Consider the following 25,146-nt stretch of genomic DNA (forward strand, 5'->3'; position numbering starts at 1 on the left):
TCAGGCCGAGAACGGCTTGCCCAGCGAGGCGGGGACGTGCAGGCGCAGGCGCGCCTCGTCGCGGGAGATCACGACCAGCACGACGACGGTGGCGAGGTAGGGCAGGGCCGACATCAGCTCGGACGGCACGGCGGCGAGCGCGGTCTGCCCGAAGAGCTGGGCGATGGTGGCCCCGCCGAAGAGATAGGCGCCCGCGAAGCAGCGCCCCGGCCGCCAGGTGGCGAAGACCACCAGCGCCACCGCGATCCAGCCGCGCCCGGCGATCAGCCCCTCGGTCCAGAGCGCGGTGTAGACGACCGAGACGAAGGCTCCGGCGAGGCCCGCCATGGCCCCTCCGAACAGCACCGCCGCGTAGCGGATGCGCCCCACCGGGTGGCCGATGGCCCAGGCCGAGGCGGGGGACTCGCCCACCGCGCGCAGCACCAGCCCGGCGCGGGCGCGGTAGAGAAACCACCACACGCCCCCGAAGACCGCCCAGGAGAGCCACACCAGCGGATGCAGCTGGCCCAGCACGACGCCGAGGCCGGGGATCTGGCCGGCCGCCTGCTGGAGCGCGCTCGGCGCCGGCGCCAGCGCCATGCCGACGTAGGGCTTGCCGATGTAGGAGCCGAGGCTGGTCCCGAAGATGGTCAGCGCGAGGCCCGCGGCGATCTGGTTGGCGCCGAGGCTGACGGCCAGAGCCGCGAAGGGCAGGGCCAGCGCCGCCCCCGCCGCCGCGGCCGCCAGCGCCGCCGCCGGCCAGCCCGCGCCGCCCATCATCGCGGCGAAGCCCACCACCGCGCCCACCACCATCATTCCCTCGACCCCGAGGTTGATGACGCCCGCGCGCTCGGCCACCAGCTCGCCCAGGGCCGCGTAGACCAGCGGCGTGCCGGCCACGAGGGCGGCGACCAGGATGGGGAGAAGATCGGGCATCACGCGGCCTCCGTCGCGGGCAGGGGGGCGTCCTCCACCCGGCGGATGCGCCAGGTGGTCAGCACGTCGGCGGCGAGCAGGAAGAACAGCAGCGTCCCCTGGAACAGCCCGCCGATGGAGGAGGGCATCCCCAGCATCATCTGCGCGTAGTCCCCCGCGATCGCGAGCAGCGCCAGCAGCAGCCCCGCCGGCACGATCCCCGCCGGGTGCAGCCGCCCGAGGAAGGCCACGATGATCGCCGCATAGCCGTAGCCGGCGGACGCGGTGGGGAAGATCTGGCCCAGCGGCCCCGCGATCTCGCCCACCCCCGCGACCCCCGCGGCGAAGCCCCCGGTCAGCATCCCGATCCACACCGCCCGCCGGACGGGGAACCCCGCGTAGCGCGCAGCCCCCGGCGCCGCCCCGGTGACGCGAAGCTGAAAGCCCAGGTGCGTGCGCTCGATGAAGATCCAGGCGACGAGGGCGGCGGCGACGGCGATCACGATCTCGATGTTCGCGCGCGTATTCTCGATCACGATGGGCAGCAGCGCGTCGGGGTGCAGGGGCGCCGACTGGGGGAAGTTGAACCCCGCCGGATCCCGCCACGGCCCGAACACCAGGTAGGCGAGCCACAGCTGCGCGCAGTAGTTCAGCATCAGCGAGGTCAGGATCTCGGAGGCGTTGAACCGCGTGCGCAGCAGCGCGGGAACCGCCGCCCACAGCGCCCCTCCGATCCCGCCCGCCAGCAGCATGGCGGGCATCACCCAGGGACCCGCGCCCCCGAACTCCAGCGCCAGCCAGCCGCCGAAGATCACGCCCAGCACCAGCTGCCCCTCGGCCCCGATGTTCCACACGCCCGCCCGGAAGCCGATGGCGAGCCCCACCCCGATCAGGATCAGCGGCGCCGCCTTCAGCAGCAGCTCGCCGAAGCCGTAGAGGTCCGCGAGCGGGGTCGTCAGGAAGATCCACAGCGTCGAGACCGGCTCCCGCCCGTCCAGCGCGAAGAGGATCATCGCCACCGCCGCGGTCAGCGCCGCCGCGATCAGCGGCGAGGCCCAGCTCATCGCCCGCGAGGGGCGGGGGCGGCGTTCAATGCGCAGCGGCATCGGCGGTCTCCTGCTCGGCGGCGGGGGTGTCGAGGCGGCCGCTCATCGCCAGCCCGATGGCGTCCCGGTCGCACTGGGCGCGGGGGATGGCGGGGGTCAGCCGGCCGCCGGCGATCACCGCGATGCGGTCCGAGATCTCCATCAGCTCGTCGAGCTCCTCAGAGATCACCACCACCGCCGCGCCCCGGTCGCGCAGCTCCGCCAGCGCCTGGCGGATGGTCAGCGCCGCGCCCACGTCCACGCCCCAGGTGGGCTGGGTCACGACCAGCGCGCGCGGCGCGTTGAGGATCTCGCGCCCGATGACGAACTTCTGCAGGTTCCCGCCCGAGAGGCTGCCCGCCGGCGCGTCCAGCCCGCCCGCGCGCACGCCGAACTCCTCGACGATGCGGCGCGCCGCGGCGCGGATCTTCGCCCGGCGCAGGAAGCCCCAGGCGGTGGTCTGCGCGGCCCGCGCGGTCAGCAGCGCATTCTCGTGCAGCGGCAGATCCGGAGCGGCGGAGCGGCCGAGCCGGTCCTCGGGGGCCGAGCTCAGCCCCAGCCGCCGGCGCGCCCGCGGCCCCATCCGCGCGAGGTCCCGCCCGTCGAGGCGGATCGTCCCCGGCGGGCTCGTCCGCTCGCCCGAGAGCGCGTCCATCAGCTCGGCCTGGCCGTTGCCCGAGACGCCGGCGACGCCCACGATCTCGCCCGCGCGCACCGTCAGCGAGACCTCGTGCAGCGCGGTCCCGAACGGGTCGGGCGAGGGCGCCGAGAGCCGGTCGATCACCAGCAGCGGCGCGCCCGGCGCCTGGCGCGCCGCGGGCCGCAGGGCCTTCAGGTCCGCCCCGATCATCATCCGCGCCATCGAGGCCGCGGTCTCGGCCCGCGGATCGCAGACCCCGGTCACCCGGCCCGCCCGCAGGATCGTCGCCTTCGAGCAGAGAGCGCGCACCTCCTCGAGCTTGTGGGAGATGTAGAGGATCGAGCAGCCGTCCGCCGCCAGCCGCCGCAGGGTGACGAACAGGCTCTCCACCGCCTGCGGGGTCAGCACCGAGGTCGGCTCGTCCATGATCAAGAGGCCCGGGTCCTGGAGGAGCGCGCGGATGATCTCGACCCGCTGGCGCTCGCCCACCGACATGGACCCGATGCGGCGGCGCGGGTCGACGGGCAGGCCGTAGCGCCCCGCGACCTCGGCGATGCGGCGCGACAGCGGCTCCAGCTTCGGGCGGCCGGGCAGGGCGAGGGCGATGTTCTCGGCGACCGTCAGCGTGTCGAAGAGGGCGAAGTGCTGGAACACCATGCCCACGCCCATGCGCTGCGCCTCGGCGGGGGTGCGGGGGCGGACCTCGCGCCCGTTCCACAGCATCTCGCCCGCGTCGGGGCGCGCCATGCCGTAGATCACCTTCATCAGGGTCGACTTGCCGGCGCCGTTCTCGCCGACGATGGCGTGGATCTCGCCCGGCGCCACGGCCAGGTCGACGCCGTCGTTGGCCACCACCGCCGGGTAGACCTTGCGGATCCCGCGCAGCTCCAGCCGCAGGGGCGGCGGCAGGATCGGGCCATCGTCGCGGGTCGTGCGCGCGCCTGCCTCCGGTCCGGCCATGGGGGTCTCCCTCGCTCGCGGCGCCGATCCGGCGCTCGCTTCGTCGCTATTATGGACGGTATATTGAATACAATTTCAAGCCGGATTTGTCCTCCCTGCGACAGGCTCATCTTGTTCCAACGATTCCAGCGCCTTGCAGCGGAGGCGGCGCGGGAAACGCGGCGGAGGGGACGGGAAGGCAGGCGGGACGGGCCCGATTCGAGCGGGTTCAGGGCGGCATCCGGCCCCGGATCGGCTGCCTGGAGGGCTCCGGAAGGGGGCTTCCGCAACTGGAGATGGACAAATCCGCCGACGGATCGTATCCATCACTCCCCGACGGCCCGCCGCCGGACGCACAGACGAACGAGGCCGCCCCGGACCGCGGCCGGGAAGGAGCCCTCCGATGTCCACCCATCAGAGCCGCAGCGACGCGATCTACGCGACCCTGCGCCGGGCGATCCTGGAGCAGGCGCTGGCCCCCGGCGCCAAGCTGCCCGAGGATTCGATCGGCGAGACCTTCGGCGTCTCGCGCACCTCGGTGCGCAACGCCCTGGTGCGGCTGAACGTCGAGGGGCTGGTGGACATGGTGCCCAACAAGGGCGCCTCGGTGGCCATGCCGACGCTGGCCCAGGCCCACGACGTCTTCGACATGCGCCGGGTGCTGGAGCGCGAGGTGGTCCGCCGCCTGTGCGAGCGGATGTCCAAGGACGCCATCGACGCGCTGGAGGCCCATATCGCCGAGGAGGAGCGCGCCCTGCGTTCCGCCGGCCCGCTCTCGATCCGGCTGGCCGGCGAGTTCCACATCCTGCTGGCGGAGCTCACCGGCTCGCAGACGCTGAGCGACTACGTCAGCCAGATCGTATCCCGTTGCTCGCTGATCCTGGCGCGGTTCGGCCGGCCGCATTCCGCCGAATGCGGGGTCGAGGAGCATGTCCGCCTGGTCGCCGCCCTGCGCGAGCAGGACGCGAAGACCGCCTGCGCGGTGATGGACGCCCATCTCGACGCGGTCGAGACCCGCGCGCGCATCGACGAGCCCGAGACCGAGCCCGACGTCGCCTCGATCCTCGCCCGCTACGCGATGGTCGCGGACTGAGGCGGGAACCGGCGCAGGTCCGGGGGGGTCGAACGGCGAGGGGCGGGCGTCGCCGCCCGCCCCGCCCCGATCCCCCGGCTCACTTGCCCTGCACGCCCGCCGCGACGATCAGGGGCTTCCAGACGCCGATCTGGGTCTCGACGAAGGCGGCGTAATCGTCCGAGGACATCTCGCGCGGGGTCACGCCCAGGCCGGTCAGCTGCGCCTGGACCTCGGGCAGGGCGATGACGGCGGCCACCGTCTCGTGGATCTTCGCGGCCGTCTCGGGGGGGATGCCGGCGGGGCCGGTCAGGCCCACCCAGTTCTCGATCACGATGTCGAAGCCCTGCTCCTTGAAGGTCGGCACGTCCGGCACGCCGGGGAAGCGGGTCTCGGCGGCGATGGCGATTGCGACCGCCTCCTTGTCCTCGATCATCGGGCGGTTCTGGGCGACCATGTCGTAGAACGTGTCCAGCACGCCTGCGCGGAAGTCCTGGATGGCGGGCGCCGAGCCCTGGTAGGGCACGTGCAGCGTCTCGACCCCCAGCGCCCCGTCCACCGCCTTGCCCAGGATGTGGGAGATCGAGCCGACCCCCGAGGAGCCGTAGGAGATCGAGCCCTCCTTCGCCGCCGCCTGGAACTCGGCGACGGTCGCGATGCCGCTGTCGGGCTTCACGAACAGGCCGGGGGCCGAGGCGCCGATGTAGGCGACATGGGCGAAATCGCCCATCGGGTCGTAGGGCAGGCTCTCGAACTGGGTCGGCGCGATGGTGAAGGGCGCGTTGTTGGCGATCATCAGCACGGTCCCGTCGGCCGGCTGCCTGGCCACGTAGTCCGCCGCCACCGTGCCCGCCGCGCCGGGCCGGTTGTCGACCACCGCCTTCTGCCCGAAGTCGGCGTCGAGGTGCTTCGCCAGCAGCCGCGCCACCAGGTCCGAGGTCCCGCCCGGCGGGAAGGTCACCACGATGCGCACCGGCTCGGAGGTCCAGGCGCCGGGCTCGGCGAGCGCAAGCCCGGGCGCGAGGACCAGGGCGGCGAGGCCCGCGCCCATCACGGCGCGGCGGGAGAGGATCGGGGTCATGTCGGTCCCTTTCTGGATCGAGCGAGGCGCGGGAGGAGGGGTCATTCGTCGGCCGGCAGCGCCGCCAGCCGCAGCCGCCGCCGGGCGCGCAGCCCCGCCAGCAGGCCGAAGACGAGAATGCCGAGGGTGGCGGCGATCAGCGCCGCCGAGATCGGCCGGTCGAGGAACACCATCGGGTCGCCCCTCGACAGCAGCATGGCGCGGCGCAGCTGCTCCTCCATCATCGGGCCCAGCACGAAGCCGATCAGGAGGGGCGCCGGCTCGAACCGGAACAGGCGCATCAGGTAGCCCGCGATCCCGAAGACCAGCGTCAGCCAGATGTCGAAGACGTTGTTGTTCAGCGAATAGACGCCGATGCAGATCAGCACGATGATCGTGGGATACATGAACCGGTAGGGGATCTGCAGCAGCTTCACCCACATCCCGATCAGCGGCACGTTGAGGATCAGCAGGATCACGTTGCCGACCAGAAAGCTCGCCACCAGCCCCCAGAACAGGTCCGGGTGGTCGGTCAGGATCCGCGGCCCCGGCGTGATCCCGTGGATCATCAGCGCCCCGATCACCAGCGCCATCGAGGCCGAGCCCGGCACGCCCAGCGTCAGCGTCGGGATGAAGGCCGTCTGCGTGGCGGCGTTGTTGGCGCTCTCCGGGACCGTCACGCCCTCGATCGCGCCCTTCCCGAACATCCCCCGGTTGGGCGACAGCTTCTTCTCCACCGCGTAGCCCACCGCCGAGGCCACCGTCTGCCCGGTGCCGGGCAGGGCGCCGAAGAAGCTGCCGATGGCGCCGCCCCGCCAGATCGGCCCCCAGGTGCGCCGCCACTCGTCCCGCGTGGGCCAGGTGTTCGAGCGATAGTCGACCGAGGTGGCCCGCCCCCCCGCATTGGCCCGGATCGAGGCGATCAGCTCGCCGACCCCGAACAGGCCCATCGCCACGATCACCAGGTTCACCCCGTCGCGCAGCTCCGGCACGCCCATGGTGAAGCGCAGGTCGCCGGTGGTCAGGTCGACCCCCACCGTGCCCAGCATCAGGCCCAGCGTCACCATCGCCACGCCCTTCACCGCGCCGCCGTTGGAGACCGCCGAGGCCGCCACCAGCCCCAGCAGGATCACCGAGAAATACTCCGCCGGCCCGAAGCTCAGCGCCATCCGCGCCAGCGCCGGCGACAGCGCCGCCATGACGACCATCCCGATCATCCCGCCCCCGAAGGACGCGATGGAGGTCACGAACAGCGCCAGCCCCGCCCGCCCCTCGCGCGCCATCGGATAGCCGTCGATGCAGGTGATCGAGGAGGACGGCGTGCCCGGGATGTTCATCAGGATCGAGGCGATCGACCCCCCGTACTCGGCCCCGTAGTAGACCCCCGCGATCATCACCAGCGCCGTCGTCGGCTCGAGGTGGAAGCTCAGCGGCAGGATCATCGCGATCGCCGCCATCGAGCCGATGCCCGGCAGCACCCCGATGAAGGTCCCCAGGAAGCAGCCGATGAAGCAGTAGAGCAGCGTCTGGGGCTGCATCACCGTGGCGAGCCCGCCGGCGAAGGCGGAAATAAGCTCCATGGCTCAGGCCCCCCCGAACAGGTCGAAGGCCAGCGCCCGGAAGGGCAGGCCCAGAAGCTGGATGAACAGGACCCAGGCCCCCGCCGCCACCACCGCCCCCAGCGCCGCCTTGCCGGGGAAGGAGAGCGAGCGGTCCGGGACCGAGGCGACCACCGTGGTCAGGAACGCCGCCGGCACCAGCCCCAGCCGGTCGGCTGAGACCGCGAACACCGCCAGCGCCGCCGCGATGGCCGCGAAGGACACCCAGTCCGGCCGCTCGGCGAGGCCGGGGTCCGCCAGGTCCTGCACCACGGTCACGGCCGCCAGCGCCGCCAGGATCGCCCCGGTGAAGAACGGGAACGCCCCGGTGCCGGGGCGGAACAGCACGCCCAGCCCCAGCTCCAGCCCCCCCGCCATGAACACGGCGGCGAGCGCGATCAGGAACACGGCCCCCGCCGCGCCCCAGCGGGCGTGGGGCCGGGCGGCCGCGTCGGTCGAGGTCTCGGTCGCGTCGCCGGGCATGGTCACAGGCCTCCGCGGAACAGGGAATAGCCCCAGGCGGTGAACTTGAAGGGCAGGTGGTAGTGCTGGGCGGGCTCGGGCACGGCGAAGTCGTAGCGCACCGTCTCGAGGAACCCCGCGTCCGCCGCCTCGCCGCCGCGGGCGCGGCAATAGGCGCCGACCTCGAACTCGGCGGCGTAGCGGCCGGCCTCGATCCCCTCGCCCGTCACGGTGGGGTGGTCGAACAGCCCGCTCCGCCCGCAGGTCCCCTCGGCCAGCACCGCCGGACCGCCGGGGGCGAGGCGGATCAGGCGCACCGCCAGCCCCTCGGCCGGGCGGCCCGAGGCCACGTCCACCGCGTGGATCGAGACGCCGCCCGCCTGCGCCGGCGCGCCCGGCGCGAAGGCCGACAGCACCCGCGCCCGGCAGACCGAGGCGATCTCCTCGCGCGCCGTCGCGATCTCGTCGGCGCGGGGGGCGGCGAGGCGGCGCTCGAAATCCGCCAGCACGCCGGCAAGCTCGGCGTGGCGGTGCAGGGCGACGATGTAGGGGAAGCCGAAGCGCTCGACATAGCGCCGGTTCAGCTCCGCCAGCCGCGCGGCGGCGGGCGCCTGCGGATCGGTCAGGCCCAGCCGCCCCTGCTCGGACTGCGAGGCTTCGGTCATCGCGCCGGGCTCGGGCGGGGCGAGCTCGGGGTGGCCGCGGTAGAGCGCCAGCAGCGCGGGCTCGTCGAGCTCCATCAGCGCGGCGCGCAGGGCGGCGGCGAAGGCGGCGGCGTCGGCGAAGGGGCGGCGTCGCGCGGCGCGGGCGGCCACCTCGGGCGAGCGCTCGATGAAGGGCAGGATCCGCGCCGCGGCCTCGTCCGCGTCGCCCGCGTTGATCGCCTCCAGTGCCTCGGTCGCCGTCATCGTCCCTCGCCCGTCGTCGGTGTCGTCGCGAAAGACGGTAGCCGCGGGCTGGATTGCCATCCATGTCAAAATGGACAAGGCTGCGTTCTCATTCTGCGAACGGAGCGGCGATGTCCCTGCACCTCCTCCCCCGCCCCCTGCGCTATGTCGAGGCGGTGGCCGAGCATGGCTCGGTCCAGGCCGCCTCCCGCGCGCTGGGGATCGCCGCCTCGGCCATCGATCGCCAGATCCACGCGCTGGAGGAGGCGAGCCAGACGCCGCTGTTCGAGCGTCTGCCCCGCGGCATGCGCCCCACCGCCGCCGGCGAGGCGGTGATCGTGATGGCGCGGCGCTGGCGCGCCGACGCCGAGCGGCTGGACGACGGCCTGCGCGAGATGCGCGGGCAGGAGCGGGGCGTGGTGCGGCTGGCCGCCATGGACAGCCTCGCCAACGGCCTGCTGCCCGAGCTCGCGGAATGGCTCCAGGCCGAGCATCCGCGCATCCAGCTCGCCTGCGACGTGCTGACCCCGCCCGACGCGGCCCGCGCGCTGGACGAGGGGACGGCCGACCTCGCGCTGGCCTTCAACCTCTCCCCCAGCCGCAACCACCATGCGGCCTGGTCGACGGACCTGCCCTTCGGCTGCGTCGTGGCGCCCGCGCACCCGCTGGCGGCGCTCGACGCGGTGACGGTCGCCGACCTCGCCCGCCACCCCACCGTCTCGCAAAGCGCGGTGCTACCCAGCCGGCGCTACCTCGAGACGCGCTACGGCTGGCTTTTCGCCGACAACCCGCCGGCGCTGCTGTCGAACTCGCTGCAGCTTCTGAAGGGGGCGCTGGCGGGGGGGCGGATGGCGATGCTGACCTCCGAGCTCGACGTGCTCCCGGAGCTGGAGCGGGGGACGCTGGTCTGGAAACCCTTGCGCGAGCCGGGCCTGAGGCCGCAGACCATCGCCCTGGCGGTGGACGCGCGCCGGCCGCTGACGCGCGCGGGACGCATCGTGCTGGAGCGGCTGGCCGCCCGCGCGCCCGAGCGGCTGGCCGCCCTGCGCGCGGCGCGCGAGGAGGGCGGGCGATGACGAGCGACGCGGACTGGATCGCGCAGGCGGTGGCCCTCTCCGCCACGGCGCTGGAGCGGCCGGGGACCGAGCCCTTCGGCGCCCTGGTGGTGCGCGACGGGCAGGTGGTGGGGCGCGGGCTGAACCATTCGCTCGCCCGTCTCGACCCGACCTCCCACGGCGAGACCGAGGCGATCCGCGACGCCTGCCGCAGGCTGGGCACGCTCGACCTCTCCGACTGCGCGATCTATTCGAGCTGCGAGCCCTGTCCCCTGTGCCTCGCCGCCATCGAGATCGCGGGCATCCGCCGGGTCGGCTGGGCGCTGGGCCTCGCGGAGGCGAACGCGGCGCTGGCCGCGGTGCCGCCCTCGGTGCGCCGCGCGGGCGAGGTGGCGGAGCTGCGCCGCGTCGCGGCCGCGCCCGCCGCCGCCCGTCCCGGCGCCGTGCAGGCCGAGGTCGAGGGCGCCCTCGCGATCCTCGCGCGCTGGGCCGCGGCGCGCGCGGGGCGCTGACGCCCCTCCTCCGGCGCCGCGCGATTGCGGGGCAGGGGCCGCGACGCCCCCACGCTGGCATTCGCGGGCGGGTCGTGCTCCGCTCGCTCCGCAAGCCGAAGGGAGAGGGCGCATGAGCCGGGACGACGCCATCGCGACAGCGCAGGCCTATTTCGACGCGGGCGGGTTCGAGGCGGACCTCGCCCGCCTCGTCGCCATCCCCTCCGAGAGCCAGACGCCGCAGGGCCTGCCCCACTGCCGGCGCTACCTCGACGAGGCGATGGCCCCGGCCTTCGCGGCGCTGGGCTTCGAGACCCGGATCTTCGAGAACCCCGTCCCCGGCTGCGGCCCGGTGCTGCTGGCGACCCGCATCGAGGATCCCGCGCGGCCCACCGTGCTCGGCTACGGCCACGGCGACGTGGTGCGGGGGATGGAGGACCGCTGGACCCGCGGCGCCGGCCCCTGGCGCACGGCGCGGGAGGGCGATCGCCTCTACGGCCGCGGGACCGCCGACAACAAGTCCCAGCACTGGATCAACCTCAAGGCGCTGGAGGCGACCGCGGCGGCGCGCGGCGGCCGGCTCGGCTTCAACGTCAAGTGGATCGTGGAGACGGGGGAGGAGAACGGCTCCAAGGGCCTGGGCGAGGTGATCGCCTCCGACCCCGAGGCGTTCCGCGCCGACGTCTTCATCGCCTCCGACGGCCCGCGCACCACCGCGGCGCGCCCGACGGTGTCGCTGGGGGCGCGGGGCGGGCTGAATTTCGACCTCGTCTGCCGCCTGCGCGAGGGGGCGCACCACTCCGGCAACTGGGGGGGCGCGCTGGCCGATCCGGCGGCGATCCTCAGCCACGCCATCGCCTGCATCGTCTCGCCGACCGGGCGCATCGAGGTCGAGGCCTGGCGGCCCGAGCCGCCCTCCAACCTCGTGCGCGCCCTGCTGGCGGACGTGGAGATCGAGCCCGGCCCCGACGGCCCCCGCCCCGACCCCGACTGGGGCGAGCCCGGCTTCTCGCCCGCCGAGAACGTCTACGCCTGGAACAGCTTCGCCGTCCTCGCGATGCTCGCCGGCGCCCCCGAAAGCCCGGTGAACGCGATCCAGCCCGAGGCGCGGGCGCATTGCCAGCTGCGCTACATCGCCGGCACGGATACGGACGACATCCTCCCCGGCCTGCGCCGCCACCTCGACGCCCACGGCTTCGCCGCCGTCGCCGTCGAGCAGGCCCCCGAGGAGAACCGCGGCGGCTTCGAGGCCTCCCGCACCGATCCCGACCACCCCTGGGCGATCTTCGTGCGCCGCTCGCTGGAGCGCACGGCCGGCGCCGCCCCGGCGGTGATCCCGCAGATGGGCGGCTCGATCTGCAACGAGCTGTTCACCGACCTGCTGGGCCTGCCGGCGATCTGGATCCCGCATTCCTACACCGCCTGCTCCCAGCACGCGCCCGACGAGCATGTCCTGCTGCTGCTCTGCCGCGAGGCGCTTGGCCTGATGGCGGGGCTGTGGTGGGACCTGGGCGAGGAGGGCCCGCCGACCGCCGACGGCTGAGGCGCGGCCCCTCTTTCTCCCTGCCGGGGCGAAGCCTGTTGACGGCGCACACGCGCCGGGCGAGGCTGACGCTCGTCAGGACGCGGCCCCGGCCGCCCCCGACGGGGCCAGCGAAACATCGCGGCCCGCACGACCGAAAAGACGGCGGCCCTCGACGGTCGCCAAGGGAGGAGAGAACCATGCCCAGCCTTGCACCCCGTGCAGGCGCCGTCGCCCTGTGGGCGACAGTCGCCGCGCTCGCCCTCGGCGCATCCGCCTCGGCCCAGGACTACGAATGGCCCCGCCTGCTGGTGATCGGCACGCCCGGCACCTCCAGCGGCAGCTTCGCCTCGACCAACGGCTGGGCCCCGATCCTGCAGAAGGAGACGGGCGCCGTGGTGCGCGTGGTGCCCGAGGACAACGAGCCGATGCGCTACCGCCGGCTGACCGACCGCAAGGACATCGCCATCTCCTCGGTCTCGGCCGCCGAGATGCGCTTCCAGATCCAGGGCATCGGCGGCTACGCGGCCGCGCCGCCCGCCGCCCAGCGGATGCTGTGGCACCACAACGACACCCCCTGGGGCTACGTCGTGGCCGGGGACTCGGAGGTCCAGAGCCTCGAGGACCTCAAGAAGGGCGGCGTGCGGGTGACCGAGGGCATGTTCTCGCCCCCGATGTCGCTGACCGTGACCAAGGCGCTGCCGGCCTTCCTCGGCATCAGCGAGGCGGAAGCGGCCGAGAAGATCACCTTCGTCCCCGCCTCCAGCTACGCCGAGAACTGCCGCTCGGTGGTCGAGGGCAAGTCGGACGTGGCCTATTGCGCGCCGATCTCCTCGGTGCTCTCGGAGATGGAGGGGGCGCCCGGCTCTATCCGCTGGCTGCCGATGCCGCTCGACGACAAGGAGGGCTGGGACGGCTACCTCGCCCATCGCCCGATGCTGGTGCCCTCCAAGATCACCATGGGGGTGAAGACCGCCCACGGGATCGACGGCGTGACCTCGAACTTCATCTACGCGGTGCCGGCGGATGCGGACGCGGAGTTCGTCTACAACATCGTCAAGTGGCTCGACGAGTCCTACGACGCCTACAAGGACACCCATCCGCTCGCCGCGCGCATGTCGCTGGAGCTGACCCGCGGCTACCTCGACCGCTCGCCGCTTCCGGTGCACGAGGGGACCGTGCGCTACCTGCGCGAGATCGGGCAGTGGACCGAGGCCGACGACGCCTGGAACCAGGCCGCGATCGAGAAGATGGACGCCTGGATCTCGGCGCGGAAGGCCGCCATGGCCGAGGCGCAGGAGCAGGGCGTGCGCCCCGATTTCCAGGACGAGGCCTTCCTCGCCATCATCGAGAAGCACACCGAGGGGCTGGAAGGCTTCCGCTCGCGGCTCTGAGGCCGGGCGGCCGGGCGCGGAGCCGCCCGCGCCCGGCCGCGCGTTCCGACTTCGACGCCTCGCCCCGCGGCGCGCCGCGCGCCGGGGGGCCGCCTGATGTCTCCTGGACCCGGATCGCCTCCCCATGACCGACCCCGTCGCCGCTCCCAAGCCGGAGGAGGCGCTGCCGCCCTCCGAGATCACCCGGCTGGGCGAGCTGTTCTCGCCCGTCAGCCTGGTCTTCGTCGCGCTGTGCGTGACGGGGCTGGGGATCGGGCTGTGCTACGCCTTCGGCATCCCCATCGCCGGGCAGAGGCTGCTGGAGGGCCAGTATTACTGGATCTTCATCGGCCTGTTCACCGCCGCCGCCTTCGTGGCGCTGCCCGCGGCGCCCAGCCAGCGCCATCTGCCGCTCTACGACATCGCGGCGGCGCTGGCGGCGCTGGGCATCAGCCTGTGGTTCGCCTGGCACGCCTGGGACATCCTGCAGATGGGCTGGACCAACATCCCCGCGGGCGTGGCGATGTGGCTGCTGATGCTCGAGGTCGCGCGCCGCTCGGGCGGTCTGCCGTTCCTGCTGGTGGTGCTGCTGCTGGGGACCTACCCGCTGCTCGCTGACCGCTTCCCGGGCCTGCTGATGGGCATCCCCTACAGCTTCGACCGGATGATCGAGGCGCATGTCTTCCGCGCCGAGGGCATGATGGGCATCACCACCAAGATCGTGGCCGAGATCGTGCTGGGCTTCCTGGTCTTCGCCGGCGTGCTGCTCGCCACCGGCGCGGGGCAGTTCTTCATCGACCTCGCCAACGCGGGTTTCGGGAAATATCGCGGCGGGCCCGCCAAGGTCTCGATCGTGGCGTCGGGGTTCTTCGGCTCGCTGTCGGGCTCGATCTTCTCGAACATCGCGGGGACCGGGTCGATCACCATCCCCACGATGAAGAAGGTGGGCTATCCCGCCCACTACGCCGCCGCCATCGAGGCCTGCGCCTCGACCGGGGGCGTGGTGATGCCGCCGGTGATGGGGGCCATCGCCTTCGTCATGGCGATCACCATCGGGGTGGACTACGCCACCGTGATGGTGGCCGCGATCCTGCCCTCGCTGCTGTTCTACTTCGGGCTGATGCTGCAGGTGGACGCCTACGCCGCGCGCACCGGCATGAAGGGCGAGGCGGTCAACACCGGCCCCAGCCTGCGCCAGGTGCTGGTGCGGGGCTGGCCCTATCTCTCGGTGCTGTGCTTCCTGATCTGGGGCCTGCTCTACATGCGCTGGGAGTATTACGCCCCCTGGTACGCCTGCGTGCTGATGATCGCGCTGTCGTTCCTCAACCGCGAGACGATGATGACCCCGCGCCGCCTGCTGGAGACGGCGCGCCAGGTGGGGATCCTGGTCACCCAGACCTCGGCGATCATCCTGCCCATCGCCTTCGTGGTCTCGGCGCTGACCATCACCGGGGTGACGGGGGCGCTGACCTCCGGTCTCGTGGCGATGGGGGGCGGCAACATCTACATGATCGTCTTCTTCGGGGTGCTGGCCTGCTTCGTGATGGGCATGGCGGGCCTCGCCATCGTGGCCTACATCTTCCTCGCCGTGACGCTGGCGCCCGCGATCATCGAGGTCGGCGGGCTGAACCAGATCGCGGTGCATTTCTTCATCGTCTACTACGCCATGCTCTCGGTGATCACGCCGCCCGTGGGCGCGGCCGCGTTCCTGGCCGCCACCATCGCCGGGGCGAAGCCGATGAAGACCTCCTTCACCGCGATGCGGCTCGGCGTGGTGATTTACTTCGTGCCGCTGTTCTTCCTGTTCCAGCCGGCGCTGGTCCTGCAGGGAGACCTGACGCCCCTGATCTGGGTTCTGCCCTCCATCGTCGTGGGCATCATCGTGCTCTCGGGCGGGCTCGAGGGCTGGCTGCTGGGCGTGGGCCGGGTGCGCCCGGCGCTGCGCCTGCCGCTGGCGGCGGCGGGCTTCGCCTTCTGCTTCCCCGGCCTCGCGACCACGCTGGCGGGGGGGCTCGCCTCCCTCGCGCTGGCGGCCTGGATCTGGCGCGACAACCGTCGGCCGGGTCTCGCCCCGACCCGGGCGCCGTCCTGAGGTCCGGGCCCAGGCCCGACCCGACCCCCGCCGCGCCGGGCCCCTTTCGGGGCGCCCGGCGCGGCGACCGCGCCCGGCCGGCCGCCGCGGCGCCGCGTCCCGACCCCCTCCCGCACGCCCTTCGCGGCCCCGCGGCCCCCTTGCGGGGCGCATGCGGCTTGATCCCGCGGCGGGAGGAAGGCTAGAGACGCCTTTCGGGCCGGGCCTCGCAGCGCGCGCAGGCCGGCCCGACGGGTGGAACCGCACGTACGGGTGGAAGGAGAACCGCATGGCCGCGAGCGACGATCGGCTGCTGGTGAGCACGGAGTGGCTGGCCGAGCATCTCGATGCGCCCGACGTACGCGTGCTGGACGCCTCGTGGTGGCTGCCCGCCGCGGGCCGCGACGCGAAGGCCGAGTACGCGCAGGCCCATATCCCCGGCGCCCAGTTCTTCGACATCGACGAGATCTCCGACAGCCGCTCCGAGCTGCCGCACATGGCCCCCCCGCAGGAGAAGTTCGTCTCCCGCGTGCGGGCCATGGGCATCGGCGACGCGCATCGGGTGGTGGTCTACGACGCGGCCGGCCTGTTCTCGGCCGCGCGGGTCTGGTGGCTGTTCCGGCTGTTCGGGCACCATGACGTGGCGGTGCTGGACGGGGGCCTGCCCAAGTGGCTGGCCGAGGGCCGCCCGACCGAGGACATGGCCCCCCTGCCGCGCGACCGTCACTTCGTCGCCCGGCGCAACGCCATGCTGGTCAAGGATGTCACCCAGGTCGCCGCCGCCCTGAAGCTGGGCCGCGAGCAGATCGTGGACGCCCGCTCGGCCCCCCGCTTCGCGGGCGAACAGCCCGAGCCGCGCCCCGGTCTGCGCGCCGGCCACATTCCGGGCGCGCGCAACGTCCCCTACGACACGCTGCTGAACGCCGACGGCACGATGAAGGACCCGGACGCGCTGCGCGCCGTGTTCGAGGGCGCGGGCGTGGATCTCTCGCGCCCGGTGATCTCGTCCTGCGGCTCGGGCGTCACCGCCTGCGTGCTGGACCTGGCGCTGGAGCGGCTGGGCCACAAGCAGCACGCGGTCTACGACGGGTCCTGGGCCGAGTGGGGCGCCTATCCCGACCTCGCCATCGAGACCGGGCCGGCGCGGTGACCAACGCCGGCGGCATCACCGGGCGCGCCGGCGACCGGGTCTCGGTCGCGATCACCTGGCTGGAGATGGGGCGCCGCCCCGACGGCGCCCATCCGCCGCTGCCGATGAACGCCCCCGTCGCGCTGGTGCGCGCCAAGGCGCCGCCGGCGGCCTATTTTCTCTACCTCTACCGCCTCGTGGGCGAGGCCTGGGAGTGGACGGACCGGCTCGACGACGACCCCGCCACGCTGGCCGCCGAGCTCGCGCGCGAGGACATGGCGCTCCACACCCTGATGTGGGAGGGCTGGCCCGCGGGCTTCTTCCTGCTCGACTGGCGCCAGGCGGGGGTCTGCGACCTCGGCTATTTCGGCCTGTGCGAGGCGACCCGGGGCAGGGGGCTGGCGCGCTGGCTCTTGTCCGAGGCGATCCATGCCGGCTGGTCGCGGCCCGGCGTCGAGAAGATGACGGTCAACACCTGCGCGCTCGACCACCCCTCGGCGCTGCCGCTCTACCAGCGGGCCGGCTTCTCGCCGGTGCGCCGGACGGAGGTGGAGCGGGTGCTGACGCGCGACATCGGCTGAGCCTGTCGCCCGCCGCGGCGGCTGCGCCGCGGCGGGCGTCGCGCTCAGGCGCGGCTCAGCCCCGCCGGCGGCGGCGCAGGAGGCCGAAAGCCGCGACCCCGCCCGTCAGCAGCGCCGCGCCCGCCGGCAGCGGCACGGGGGCGGCCGAGGCGAAGGACAGGTCGGTCACGCTGTAGGCCTTGTTGGCGTCGAGGTCGTTCGGCCTTGCGACGAGGCCGACGACGGTGAACGCCGCCTCGCCCAGGATCCCGACGAAGCCGTCGGACTCCGGCCCCAGCACGGTGAAGATGTCGACGATCTCGAGCCCGGCGCCGTCGTAGTCGCCCTGGAGCTGCACGCCCGAGCCGGTCCCTTCGGCCCCCGCCCCGCCCTGGATGTCGATGCCGAAGCCGATGATCGCCGTCGGGAACAGCCAGCTCAGGTCGATGGTCCCGCCCGAGCCGTCGGGGTCGACGTTGGACGAGAAGGCGCCGCCGGAGATCTGGTTGATCGTCGAGAATTCGGCCCCGAGCGTGTAGGACGACACCACCCCGCTGTCGAAGACGATCGACTTGGCCGAGGCCACGTCGGCGTCGAACGAATCGTCGGTGACGGCGTAGGCCGCGACGGCGGCCTCCCAGGCGCTGCGGTCGGTGTAGACCGTGAAGGCCGAGGCGGGCGCGGCCGCCGCGGCGGCCAGCGCGGCGGCGAGGGCGACGGGCGCGGCGCGGCCGGCCGCGCCGCGGAATGCGGACGTAGTCACGAGAGATCTCCCCACGAGTTCTGGATGAGAGAAGCCGCCGCCGGACGCCCCCCCCCGGGACGCGACGACCGGCTCGATCAACGGTTGATCGCCGCAACGTAACCCGGGCGCGCCTCCGCGCCAAGCGGTCTCGCGACTCGCCGGCGCCGCCCGGGCGCCGTCGCGGGGCGCGACGTCGTCGGGCGGGCGCCGTGGGGTCGGGGTTGCGACTCGTAGATTAATGTTCCTGTTTCGTGCCGTATCGCTCCGGACCCCACCCATGGGGCCTCGGCGCAGGTCAACGACTAAATCTAGCGAGATCGCAGAAAAACAGGGTTGTCGAGTCGGCCGGATTCCATAATCTAGGGCTCAGCAGGACGGAGCCGCCTACATCTGGTGGTCGCCGCCACCCCGGGGGCCTCGGCCACCCTACCGAACATCAAGATCCTGGCGCCTCTGGCGCCCCTGCCGCGCGGAGGGGTTCGCGCGGCCTCGTCACAAGCGTCTTAAGCGCCTGGAAAACCAGGCCGAAGAGGGACAGACCAAATGCAGATCGACCGCCGTTTCACCGAAGCCGGCGCCTCCCCCTACGAGGCTTTCGAGTTCCGCAAAGCGGTCTCGGAGATCCGCAATCCCAACGGCTCGATCGTCTTCCAGCTCAAGGACATCGACGTCCCCGCCGCCTGGTCGCAGGTTGCCGCCGACGTGCTGGCCCAGAAGTATTTCCGCAAGGCCGGCGTCCCCGCGCGCCTGAAGAAGGTCGCCGAAGAGGGCGTGCCGGAGTTCCTGTGGCGCTCGGTCCCCGACGAGGACGCGCTGAAGAAGCTGTCGCGCGACAAGCGCTTCGGCGGCGAGACCAAGGCCCAGCAGGTGTTCGACCGGCTCGCCGGCGCCTGGGCCTACTGGGGCTGGAAGGGCGGCTACTTCACCTCCGAGGCCGACGCCCAGGCCTATTACGACGAGATGCGCCACATGCTCTGCGCGCAGATGGCCGCGCCGAACTCCCCGCAGTGGTTCAACACCGGCCTGCACTGGGCCTATGGCATCGACGGCCCCTCGCAGGGCCACTTCTACGTGGACTACCTCACCGGCGAGCTGGTGAAGTCCGCCTCGGCCTACGAGCACCCGCAGCCCCACGCCTGCTTCATCCAGTCCGTCTCCGACGACCTGGTGAACGAGGGCGGGATCATGGACCTTTGGACCCGCGAGGCGCGGCTGTTCAAATACGGCTCCGGCACCGGCACCAACTTCTCCTCCGTCCGCGCGGAGAACGAGTCCCTCGGCGGCGGCGGCCGCTCCTCGGGCCTGATGTCCTTCCTCAAGATCGGCGACCGCGCCGCGGGCGCCATCAAGTCGGGCGGCACCACGCGGCGCGCCGCCAAGATGGTGATCTGCGACATGGATCACCCCGACGTGGAGGCCTTCATCAACTGGAAGGTCCGCGAGGAGCAGAAGGTCGCCTCCCTCGTCGCCGGCTCCAAGGCGCATGAGCGCCGCCTCAACGAGATCTTCGAGGGCATCCGCGCCTGGGACGGCGCCGAAGAGGACGCCACCGACCCCAAGAAGAACCCGTCGCTGAAGAAGGCCCTCAAGGCCGCCCGCCGCGACATGATCCCCGAGACCTACGTCAAGCGCGTCCTGCAGTACGCCGCCCAGGGCTACAGCTCGATCGAGTTCTCGACCTACGACACCGACTGGGACGGCGAGGCCTACCTGACGGTCTCCGGCCAGAACTCCAACAACTCGGTGCGCGTGACCGACGCCTTCCTCGAGGCGGTGCGCGAGGACAAGCCGTGGGAGCTGATCCGCCGGACCGACGGCAAGGTCGCCAAGACCGTCTCCGCGCGTGAGCTCTGGGACCAGATCGGCCATGCCGCCTGGGCCTGCGCCGACCCGGGCATCCAGTTCCACGACACGATCAACGCCTGGCACACCTGCCCGGCGGACGGGCCGATCCGGGCGTCCAATCCGTGCTCGGAGTACATGTTCCTCGACGACACGGCCTGCAACCTGGCCTCGATGAACCTGCTCGCCTTCCTCAACGCCGGCGAGTTCGACGTCGAGGGCTATGAGCACGCCACCCGCCTGTGGACCGTGACGCTCGAGATCTCGGTGCTGATGGCGCAGTTCCCCTCGAAGGAGATCGCGCAGCGCTCCTACGACTACCGCACGCTCGGCCTCGGCTACGCCAACATCGGCGGCCTGCTGATGAACATGGGCCTGGCCTATGACTCGGAGGAGGGCCGCGCCCTCGGCGGCGCCCTGACCGCGATCCTGACCGGCGTCGCCTACGCCACCTCCGCCCAGATGGCCGCCGAAGTGGGGCCGTTCCCCCGCTACGAGGCGAACGCCTCGGACATGCTGCGCGTGATCCGCAACCACCGCCGCGCCGCCTACGGCGAGACCCAGGGCTACGAGGGCCTGGCCGTGAACCCGGTGGCGCTGGACATCGAGAGCTGCCCCGACCAGCTGCTGGTCGAGCGCGCCCAGCGCGCCTGGGACGAGGCGCTGGCGCTGGGCGAGGCCCACGGTTTCCGGAATGCCCAGTCCTCGGTGATCGCCCCCACCGGCACCATCGGCCTGGTGATGGACTGCGACACGACGGGCATCGAGCCCGACTTCGCCCTGGTGAAATTCAAGAAGCTGGCCGGCGGCGGCTACTTCAAGATCATCAACCAGTCGGTCCCCGCCGCGCTGGAGGCCCTGGGCTACGACGAGGTCGCCATCGACCGGATCGTGCGCTACGCCGTCGGCCACGGCACGCTGTCGAACGCGCCGGGCGTGAACCTCGCCGCCCTCTCGGCCAAGGGCTTCGGCCCCGAGCAGCTCGAGAAGATCGAGGCCGCGACCGAGAGCGCCTTCGACATCTCCTTCGTCTTCAACCAGTTCACCCTGGGCCTGGAGTTCTGCCGCGACACGCTCGGCATTCCCGAGGCGAAGCTCAACGACCCGGCCTTCTCGCTGCTCAAGCACCTGGGCTTCTCGAAGGCCGACATCGAGGCCGCCAACCTCCATGTCTGCGGCACGATGACGGTCGAGGGCGCGCCGGGGCTCGACCCCGAGCATCTGCCGGTCTTCGACTGCGCCAACCCCTGCGGCAAGATCGGGGTGCGCTACCTCTCGGTCGAGAGCCACATCCGCATGATGGCGGCCGCCCAGTCCTTCATCTCGGGCGCGATCTCCAAGACCGTGAACATGCCCAACGAGGCCACGATCGAGGATTGCCTCGACGCCTATGAGCTGAGCTGGTCGCTGGGCGTGAAGGCCAACGCCCTCTACCGCGACGGCTCCAAGCTGTCGCAGCCCCTCTCGGCCTCGCTGATCGAGGACGCCGACGAGGAGGAGGAGCTGATCGAGGCGCCGATGGCCGCCCGCGCGGAGATCATCGCCGAGAAGATCGTCGAGAAGGTGATCATCAAGGAGATCCGCCGCCAGGCCGCCGACCGCCAGAAGCTGCCCGAGCGTCGCAAGGGCTACACCCAGAAGGCCATCGTCGGCGGGCACAAGGTCTACCTGCGCACCGGCGAGTACCAGGACGGGCGCCTGGGCGAGATCTTCATCGACATGCACAAGGAAGGCGCCGCCTTCCGCGCGATGATGAACAACTTCGCCATCGCGATCTCGGTCGGCCTCCAGTACGGCGTGCCGCTCGAGGAGTTCGTCGAGGCCTTCACCTTCACGCGCTTCGAGCCGGCCGGGCTGGTGCAGGGCAACGACTCGATCAAGAACGCGACCTCGATCCTCGACTACATCTTCCGCGAGCTGGCGGTGAGCTACCTCGACCGCACCGATCTCGCCCATGTGCAGCCCGAGGGCGTGCGCTTCGACGAGATGGGCCGCGGCGACGAGGAGGGGAAGCGCAACTTCGAGGAAGCGCCCGAGAGCGTGGCCGAGCAGGCGGTGGCGATGCTGCGCGAGATGACCTCGCCCGGCTACACCCGCCAGCGGATGCCGCAGAACCTGCTGGTGCTGCGCGGCGGCCAGGACCGGTCCGAGACCTCGGTCGCCGCGGTCTCGACCACGGTCGAGGCGCAGCCGGTGGGCTCGGCGCTGGCCGACACGCTGGTGGCCCCCGCGCTCGCCCCGATGGACGACCGCGCCAAGGCCCGCATGCAGGGCTACGAGGGCGACCCCTGCGGCGAGTGCGGAAACTTCACGCTGGTGCGCAACGGCACCTGCCTGAAGTGCAACACCTGCGGCGGCACGTCGGGCTGCAGCTGATCACGAGGGACGACGGGAAGCGGCGGCGACCGCCGCTTCCGCACCGGAACAGGCCGCAGGCGAAAAAACCTACGAGCAGAAAGCGAGAGAAGCCTGATCCGACCCGACTGGGGGAGGCGCCCGCCGCGCCTCCCCGTTTTCTTTGCGAAGGCTTGGGCCCCGTTTCCCGTCGCTTAAGCCGGGGGCCGCGACTGTGGGCGGGCCAAGTCGCGGCGCGACGAGGACCTCTTGCGCGGGGTCCGGCCGGCGCGCGCGACAGTCGCGGGGCGGCGCGACTTGCGCCGGCGGGGGTCGGGGACAAGTCCCGGGGACGGCTTTAACGGTTCCTCAACGTTTCCTTGCGAAAACCGGAGTTCCGGCGGAACCGCCGGGGCCGGCCGCGAAGGCCGGCGGCGACCGCGGCGGACCCTCCGCCCGGTCGCGGAGGCGCCGAACGGCGCCCTCGGGTCGACGAACGGTCGACGGGCGCGGCGAAGGCCGCGTGCAATGCGTCTGAATCTCGCGCCGGAGGGCTGCGGTTCGACCCGCGGCGATCGTGCGGCGGTCTCAGGAATGAACTCCGGGTCGCCCGAAACCTGGCGACGCGCCCTGGCGGGCGCGGCGGATGCGGGGAGGTCTCCCCGCTCCCTGCGCGGCCGCCAGCGGACGTCTCGCCCGATGCGAGCCGGAGTTCGCTGGACCGAAGACCATGCTCGGGACCCTCTCGACCCATACGGCCCCGCCGGCCGCCCGTCGCGTCGACCCGATGGTCGCGCTGCGCGGCGCGTCCGGCCCGCCCGAGGCCGGAGCGCCGCCGCGTCAGGCGGCGCCCGACACCGCCATGCCCGAACAGGTGGCCGGCGCGCTCGCCGCCGTCGCGCGCAGCCGCGCCGAACCGGGCTCGGTCTTCGCCGCCCTCGCCCGCGGCGAGACCGGCGCGCCCCCGCGCAAGGGCCGCGCCCCGACGCCCGCAGGCGCCTCCGCCCCGACGCCCGCAGGCGCGCCCGCCCCGGCCTCCGCAGGCGCCGCCGCCCCCGCGTCCGCAGGCGCGCCCGCCCCGGCGTCCGGCGTGGGCGCCGTCGTCGCGACGCCCGCCCTCGCGGCATCGGCCGCCGCCGCCGCCGCGGGGCCGTCCGCCGCGGCCGTTCCCGGCGCCGCGCTCCTCGCCCTGCGCCGGGGGGGCCTTCCCTCGACCGCGGGGGAGGCGACGGTGGCCGCCGCCGCGGTGCAGGCCGGCGCGCCGCCCACGCCCGAGGCGCCCGCCCGCGCCGCCGACCCGCTGCAGTCGGGCCTGAGCGAGGAGGAGCTCGCCGCGGTCGCCGAGCTCGCCCAGCGCGACAGGGAAGTGCGCGAGCACGAGATGGCCCATGTCACCGCCGGCCGCCCCTGGGCGGGGCCGGCGGTCTATCTCTACCAGACGGGGCCGGACGGGCGGCGCTACGCCGTCGGCGGCTTCGCGCCCATCGACGTCTCGCCGATCGAGGGCAACCCCGAGGCCACCGCGGCCAAGATGCGCATCGTGATCGAGAGCGCGCTGGCCGCGCAGCCGCCCTCGCCGGCCGATCGCCACGTGGCGGCCCTGGCCCAGGCGCGGCTGCAGGCGGCGCTGGCCGCGATCTCGGAGGCGAGCCGCATGGCGCGCCAGGGCGACGTCGTCGGCGCCGAGGAGGCCCGCGCCGCGGTCTCCGCCCGGGTCTGAGCCGCCCGTGGCCCCCCCCGTGGCCCCCGCAGGCGCGCCGCGTCCCGCGCCCGTCCGCCCTCGCGGTTCCGCCCGCGGCGCGGGCCCGGCGCGGCGCCCGGTCCGACCGGCGCACGACGGCCCGCCTCGCGACCGAGGAGAGACCGGACCGCCAGGCCCGCCCGTCGCGACGCGCCGACCTCGCCCCGATCGCCTCCCGGTCGACCGCGCGCCCGGGCCCGCCCCGCGCGCCCTCGGCCTGCGACCCGCGCGCGCCCGGGCCTGGCGACCGACATCCGCCCCTGGCGACCGTCGCCCCATGCGCCCCCGCCGGGCCCGCGCCGCGGGCGGGGCGCGGGCCCCGGGCGGACGCGGGGCGCGGCGCCTCCGGCGCGGACGCCGGCGCCGCGCTCAGTCGCCGGGCGCCTCCGGCCCCGCCGGGCGGGCGCCCATGCCGAGCTGCATCACCCCCCGCCGCAGGGGCGCGAGGTCGTGGATCGCCTTCAGCCCCATCCGGCGCAGGTCGCGCAGCGGCGGGGCGCCCAGCATCGCCGCGCGGTTCAGCGCGTCGATCCCCGCCACCCGCGCCGCCATTTCCGGCCAGCGCGCGCGGTGGTAGGCGGCCAGCACCGTCGCCGCGCCCGGATCGCCCCCGGCCCGCGCCGCGTCCCCCGCCAGCCGCGCCAGCACGGCGGCGTCGGCGATCGACATGTTCAGCCCCTGCGCCCCGATCGGCGGCACCACATGCGCCGCCTCGCCCATCAGCGCCACCCGCGCCCCGTCGAGCCGCGGCGCCAGCTGCGCCACGATCGGCCAGACCGCCACCGGCGACACCGGCCGCAGCCAGCCCAGCACCCCGCAGGAGCGGGCGTTGAGCGCCTGCGCGAAACCCTCGGGATCCTCGCTCGCCATGCGGTGCAGGGCGGCGGCCCTGGGCCCCGCCTCCATCCACACGATCGAGGAGCGGTGGCGCCCCTCGGCGTCGTCGGGCAGGGGCACCAGGGTGAAGGGGCCGCCGGTGCGGTGGATCTCGGTCGAGACGTCGCGGTGCGGCTCGGGATGCGCCGCCGCCAGCACCAGCGCCTTCTGGGAATAGCTCCACCGCGGCGCCTCCAGCCCGGCCATGCGGCGGGTGGGGCTGTCGCGCCCGTCGGCGGCGACCACCAGCCGCGCGCGCACCTGGGTCCCGTCGGAGAGGGCGGCCAGCGCCTCGCGATCCCGCGTCACCAGGCGCGAGAGGGCGGCGGGCGCGCGCAGCGCGGCGCCGGGCAGGGCGGCCAGCCGTTCGGTCAGGGCGGCGCGGATGGCGAGGTTGGGCAGGTTCCAGCCGAAGGGCGCGTCCTGCATCTCGGCGGAATCGAAATCCGCCGTCTCGCGGGGGGCCTCGGCCCGCCCGCCGGCGTCGACGAGGCGCATGATCTTCAGGGGCGCCGCGCGGGGCGCCATCAGCGCCCAGGCCCCGCAGCGCTCCAGCGCCTCGACCGAGGGGGTCAGCAGGGCCGCGGTGCGGATGTCCGCGCCGGGCGCGTCGGGTCCCGCCGGCGGCGGGGCCGCGTCGACGCAGAGCGTCGTCAGCCCCTCGGCGGCGAAGAGGCAGGCGGCCGAGAGGCCCGCCGCCCCGCCGCCCACGACCAGGATGTCGACATCGATCCGTTCCATGCCCAGGAGATAGCGCGCCCGGGCCCCGC

At 73.4% G+C, this 25,146-nt stretch carries 19 protein-coding genes; 10 read left to right on the top strand and 9 right to left on the bottom strand.

Features of this window, described 5'->3' with window-relative positions; translation table 11 throughout:
* Genes BM064_RS05395 through BM064_RS05405 form a run of 3 tightly spaced genes read right to left on the bottom strand, consistent with a single transcriptional unit; the run spans nucleotide 1 to nucleotide 3,579 of the window.
* Nucleotides 1–915: an ABC transporter permease gene (locus BM064_RS05395; RefSeq protein WP_092858619.1), complete on the bottom strand. Its 915-nt coding sequence runs from the start codon at nucleotides 913–915 to the stop codon at nucleotides 1–3.
* Entirely contained in the window at nucleotides 915–2,000 is a 1,086-nt protein-coding gene (locus BM064_RS05400; RefSeq protein ID WP_092858621.1) for an ABC transporter permease, read from the bottom strand. The genes BM064_RS05395 and BM064_RS05400 overlap by 1 nt, the downstream gene beginning before the upstream one ends.
* Entirely contained in the window at nucleotides 1,984–3,579 is a 1,596-nt protein-coding gene (locus tag BM064_RS05405; protein WP_092858623.1) for an ABC transporter ATP-binding protein, read from the bottom strand. The genes BM064_RS05400 and BM064_RS05405 overlap by 17 nt, the downstream gene beginning before the upstream one ends.
* A 382-nt stretch (nucleotides 3,580–3,961) precedes the next feature.
* Between BM064_RS05405 and BM064_RS05410 the strand changes: the two genes are divergently transcribed.
* The gene (locus BM064_RS05410; protein WP_092858625.1) at nucleotides 3,962–4,651 is read left to right on the top strand and encodes a GntR family transcriptional regulator; all 690 of its coding nucleotides are present in this window, start codon (nucleotides 3,962–3,964) and stop codon (nucleotides 4,649–4,651) included.
* Between the two features lie 79 nt (nucleotides 4,652–4,730).
* Here the strand turns inward: BM064_RS05410 and BM064_RS05415 are convergent, their stop codons facing one another.
* Genes BM064_RS05415 through uraD form a run of 4 tightly spaced genes read right to left on the bottom strand, consistent with a single transcriptional unit; the run spans nucleotide 4,731 to nucleotide 8,658 of the window.
* Entirely contained in the window at nucleotides 4,731–5,711 is a 981-nt protein-coding gene (locus BM064_RS05415; RefSeq protein ID WP_177236153.1) for a Bug family tripartite tricarboxylate transporter substrate binding protein, read from the bottom strand.
* A gap of 41 nt (nucleotides 5,712–5,752) precedes the next feature.
* A complete protein-coding gene (locus BM064_RS05420; protein WP_092858629.1) occupies nucleotides 5,753–7,270 on the bottom strand; it encodes a tripartite tricarboxylate transporter permease in 1,518 nt (505 codons plus the stop codon).
* A 3-nt stretch (nucleotides 7,271–7,273) separates the two neighbouring features.
* Nucleotides 7,274–7,771, bottom strand: coding sequence for a tripartite tricarboxylate transporter TctB family protein (locus tag BM064_RS05425; protein ID WP_092858631.1), 498 nt, complete (start codon nucleotides 7,769–7,771; stop codon nucleotides 7,274–7,276).
* A 2-nt stretch (nucleotides 7,772–7,773) separates the two neighbouring features.
* Nucleotides 7,774–8,658, bottom strand: a complete 885-nt coding sequence (gene uraD, locus BM064_RS05430; protein WP_177236154.1) for a 2-oxo-4-hydroxy-4-carboxy-5-ureidoimidazoline decarboxylase — start codon at nucleotides 8,656–8,658, stop codon at nucleotides 7,774–7,776.
* Between the two features lie 110 nt (nucleotides 8,659–8,768).
* Between uraD and BM064_RS05435 the strand changes: the two genes are divergently transcribed.
* The 7 genes from BM064_RS05435 to BM064_RS05465 all read left to right on the top strand — a co-directional run bounded on the left by BM064_RS05435 (nucleotide 8,769) and on the right by BM064_RS05465 (nucleotide 16,859).
* Nucleotides 8,769–9,713: a LysR family transcriptional regulator gene (locus BM064_RS05435; RefSeq protein ID WP_092858635.1), complete on the top strand. Its 945-nt coding sequence runs from the start codon at nucleotides 8,769–8,771 to the stop codon at nucleotides 9,711–9,713.
* A complete protein-coding gene (locus BM064_RS05440; RefSeq protein WP_092858637.1) occupies nucleotides 9,710–10,204 on the top strand; it encodes a nucleoside deaminase in 495 nt (164 codons plus the stop codon). Before BM064_RS05435 ends, BM064_RS05440 begins: the two co-directional genes overlap by 4 nt.
* A 112-nt stretch (nucleotides 10,205–10,316) precedes the next feature.
* Nucleotides 10,317–11,726, top strand: a complete 1,410-nt coding sequence (locus tag BM064_RS05445; RefSeq protein WP_092858639.1) for a M20 family metallopeptidase — start codon at nucleotides 10,317–10,319, stop codon at nucleotides 11,724–11,726.
* A 179-nt stretch (nucleotides 11,727–11,905) separates the two neighbouring features.
* A complete protein-coding gene (locus BM064_RS05450; protein ID WP_092858641.1) occupies nucleotides 11,906–13,099 on the top strand; it encodes a TAXI family TRAP transporter solute-binding subunit in 1,194 nt (397 codons plus the stop codon).
* A gap of 124 nt (nucleotides 13,100–13,223) precedes the next feature.
* Nucleotides 13,224–15,170: a TRAP transporter permease gene (locus tag BM064_RS05455; RefSeq protein WP_092858643.1), complete on the top strand. Its 1,947-nt coding sequence runs from the start codon at nucleotides 13,224–13,226 to the stop codon at nucleotides 15,168–15,170.
* 268 nt (nucleotides 15,171–15,438) lie between these two features.
* Nucleotides 15,439–16,299 carry a 3-mercaptopyruvate sulfurtransferase gene (gene sseA, locus BM064_RS05460; protein WP_092858645.1) on the top strand — a complete coding sequence of 287 codons (861 nt, stop codon included), beginning with the start codon at nucleotides 15,439–15,441 and terminating at the stop codon, nucleotides 16,297–16,299.
* On the top strand, nucleotides 16,296–16,859 hold the full coding sequence (locus BM064_RS05465; RefSeq protein ID WP_092858647.1) for a GNAT family N-acetyltransferase: 564 nt from the start codon (nucleotides 16,296–16,298) through the stop codon (nucleotides 16,857–16,859). The genes sseA and BM064_RS05465 overlap by 4 nt, the downstream gene beginning before the upstream one ends.
* 55 nt (nucleotides 16,860–16,914) lie before the next feature.
* Here BM064_RS05465 and BM064_RS05470 read toward each other — a convergent pair whose 3' ends face one another.
* Nucleotides 16,915–17,601: a VPLPA-CTERM sorting domain-containing protein gene (locus tag BM064_RS05470; protein ID WP_092858649.1), complete on the bottom strand. Its 687-nt coding sequence runs from the start codon at nucleotides 17,599–17,601 to the stop codon at nucleotides 16,915–16,917.
* A gap of 525 nt (nucleotides 17,602–18,126) precedes the next feature.
* On the opposite strand from BM064_RS05470, the gene BM064_RS05475 reads away from it, so the two are divergent.
* Together BM064_RS05475 and BM064_RS05480 are read left to right on the top strand one after the other, a co-directional pair.
* Complete coding sequence (locus BM064_RS05475; protein WP_092858651.1) at nucleotides 18,127–21,801, top strand: vitamin B12-dependent ribonucleotide reductase; 3,675 nt, start codon at nucleotides 18,127–18,129, stop codon at nucleotides 21,799–21,801.
* 688 nt (nucleotides 21,802–22,489) lie between these two features.
* Nucleotides 22,490–23,479: a putative metalloprotease CJM1_0395 family protein gene (locus BM064_RS05480; RefSeq protein WP_092858653.1), complete on the top strand. Its 990-nt coding sequence runs from the start codon at nucleotides 22,490–22,492 to the stop codon at nucleotides 23,477–23,479.
* 390 nt (nucleotides 23,480–23,869) lie between these two features.
* Here the strand turns inward: BM064_RS05480 and BM064_RS05485 are convergent, their stop codons facing one another.
* Entirely contained in the window at nucleotides 23,870–25,117 is a 1,248-nt protein-coding gene (locus BM064_RS05485) for an FAD-dependent monooxygenase (RefSeq protein WP_092858816.1), read from the bottom strand.
* Between the last annotated feature and the right edge of the window lie 29 nt (nucleotides 25,118–25,146).

The organism is Albimonas pacifica, from assembly GCF_900113695.1.
GTDB lineage: Bacteria > Pseudomonadota > Alphaproteobacteria > Rhodobacterales > Rhodobacteraceae > Albimonas > Albimonas pacifica.

Bases quoted from the DNA above. Each gene is read 5' to 3' on its own strand.
- BM064_RS05395 (WP_092858619.1), bottom strand. From the start codon at position 915: ATGCCCGATCTTCTCCCCATCCTGGTCGCCGCCCTCGTGGCCGGCACG.
- BM064_RS05400 (WP_092858621.1), bottom strand. From the start codon at position 2,000: ATGCCGCTGCGCATTGAACGCCGCCCCCGCCCCTCGCGGGCGATGAGC.
- BM064_RS05405 (WP_092858623.1), bottom strand. From the start codon at position 3,579: ATGGCCGGACCGGAGGCAGGCGCGCGCACGACCCGCGACGATGGCCCG.
- BM064_RS05410 (WP_092858625.1), top strand. From the start codon at position 3,962: ATGTCCACCCATCAGAGCCGCAGCGACGCGATCTACGCGACCCTGCGC.
- BM064_RS05415 (WP_177236153.1), bottom strand. From the start codon at position 5,711: ATGACCCCGATCCTCTCCCGCCGCGCCGTGATGGGCGCGGGCCTCGCC.
- BM064_RS05420 (WP_092858629.1), bottom strand. From the start codon at position 7,270: ATGGAGCTTATTTCCGCCTTCGCCGGCGGGCTCGCCACGGTGATGCAG.
- BM064_RS05425 (WP_092858631.1), bottom strand. From the start codon at position 7,771: ATGCCCGGCGACGCGACCGAGACCTCGACCGACGCGGCCGCCCGGCCC.
- uraD (WP_177236154.1), bottom strand. From the start codon at position 8,658: ATGACGGCGACCGAGGCACTGGAGGCGATCAACGCGGGCGACGCGGAC.
- BM064_RS05435 (WP_092858635.1), top strand. From the start codon at position 8,769: ATGTCCCTGCACCTCCTCCCCCGCCCCCTGCGCTATGTCGAGGCGGTG.
- BM064_RS05440 (WP_092858637.1), top strand. From the start codon at position 9,710: ATGACGAGCGACGCGGACTGGATCGCGCAGGCGGTGGCCCTCTCCGCC.
- BM064_RS05445 (WP_092858639.1), top strand. From the start codon at position 10,317: ATGAGCCGGGACGACGCCATCGCGACAGCGCAGGCCTATTTCGACGCG.
- BM064_RS05450 (WP_092858641.1), top strand. From the start codon at position 11,906: ATGCCCAGCCTTGCACCCCGTGCAGGCGCCGTCGCCCTGTGGGCGACA.
- BM064_RS05455 (WP_092858643.1), top strand. From the start codon at position 13,224: ATGACCGACCCCGTCGCCGCTCCCAAGCCGGAGGAGGCGCTGCCGCCC.
- sseA (WP_092858645.1), top strand. From the start codon at position 15,439: ATGGCCGCGAGCGACGATCGGCTGCTGGTGAGCACGGAGTGGCTGGCC.
- BM064_RS05475 (WP_092858651.1), top strand. From the start codon at position 18,127: ATGCAGATCGACCGCCGTTTCACCGAAGCCGGCGCCTCCCCCTACGAG.
- BM064_RS05480 (WP_092858653.1), top strand. From the start codon at position 22,490: ATGCTCGGGACCCTCTCGACCCATACGGCCCCGCCGGCCGCCCGTCGC.
- BM064_RS05485 (WP_092858816.1), bottom strand. From the start codon at position 25,117: ATGGAACGGATCGATGTCGACATCCTGGTCGTGGGCGGCGGGGCGGCG.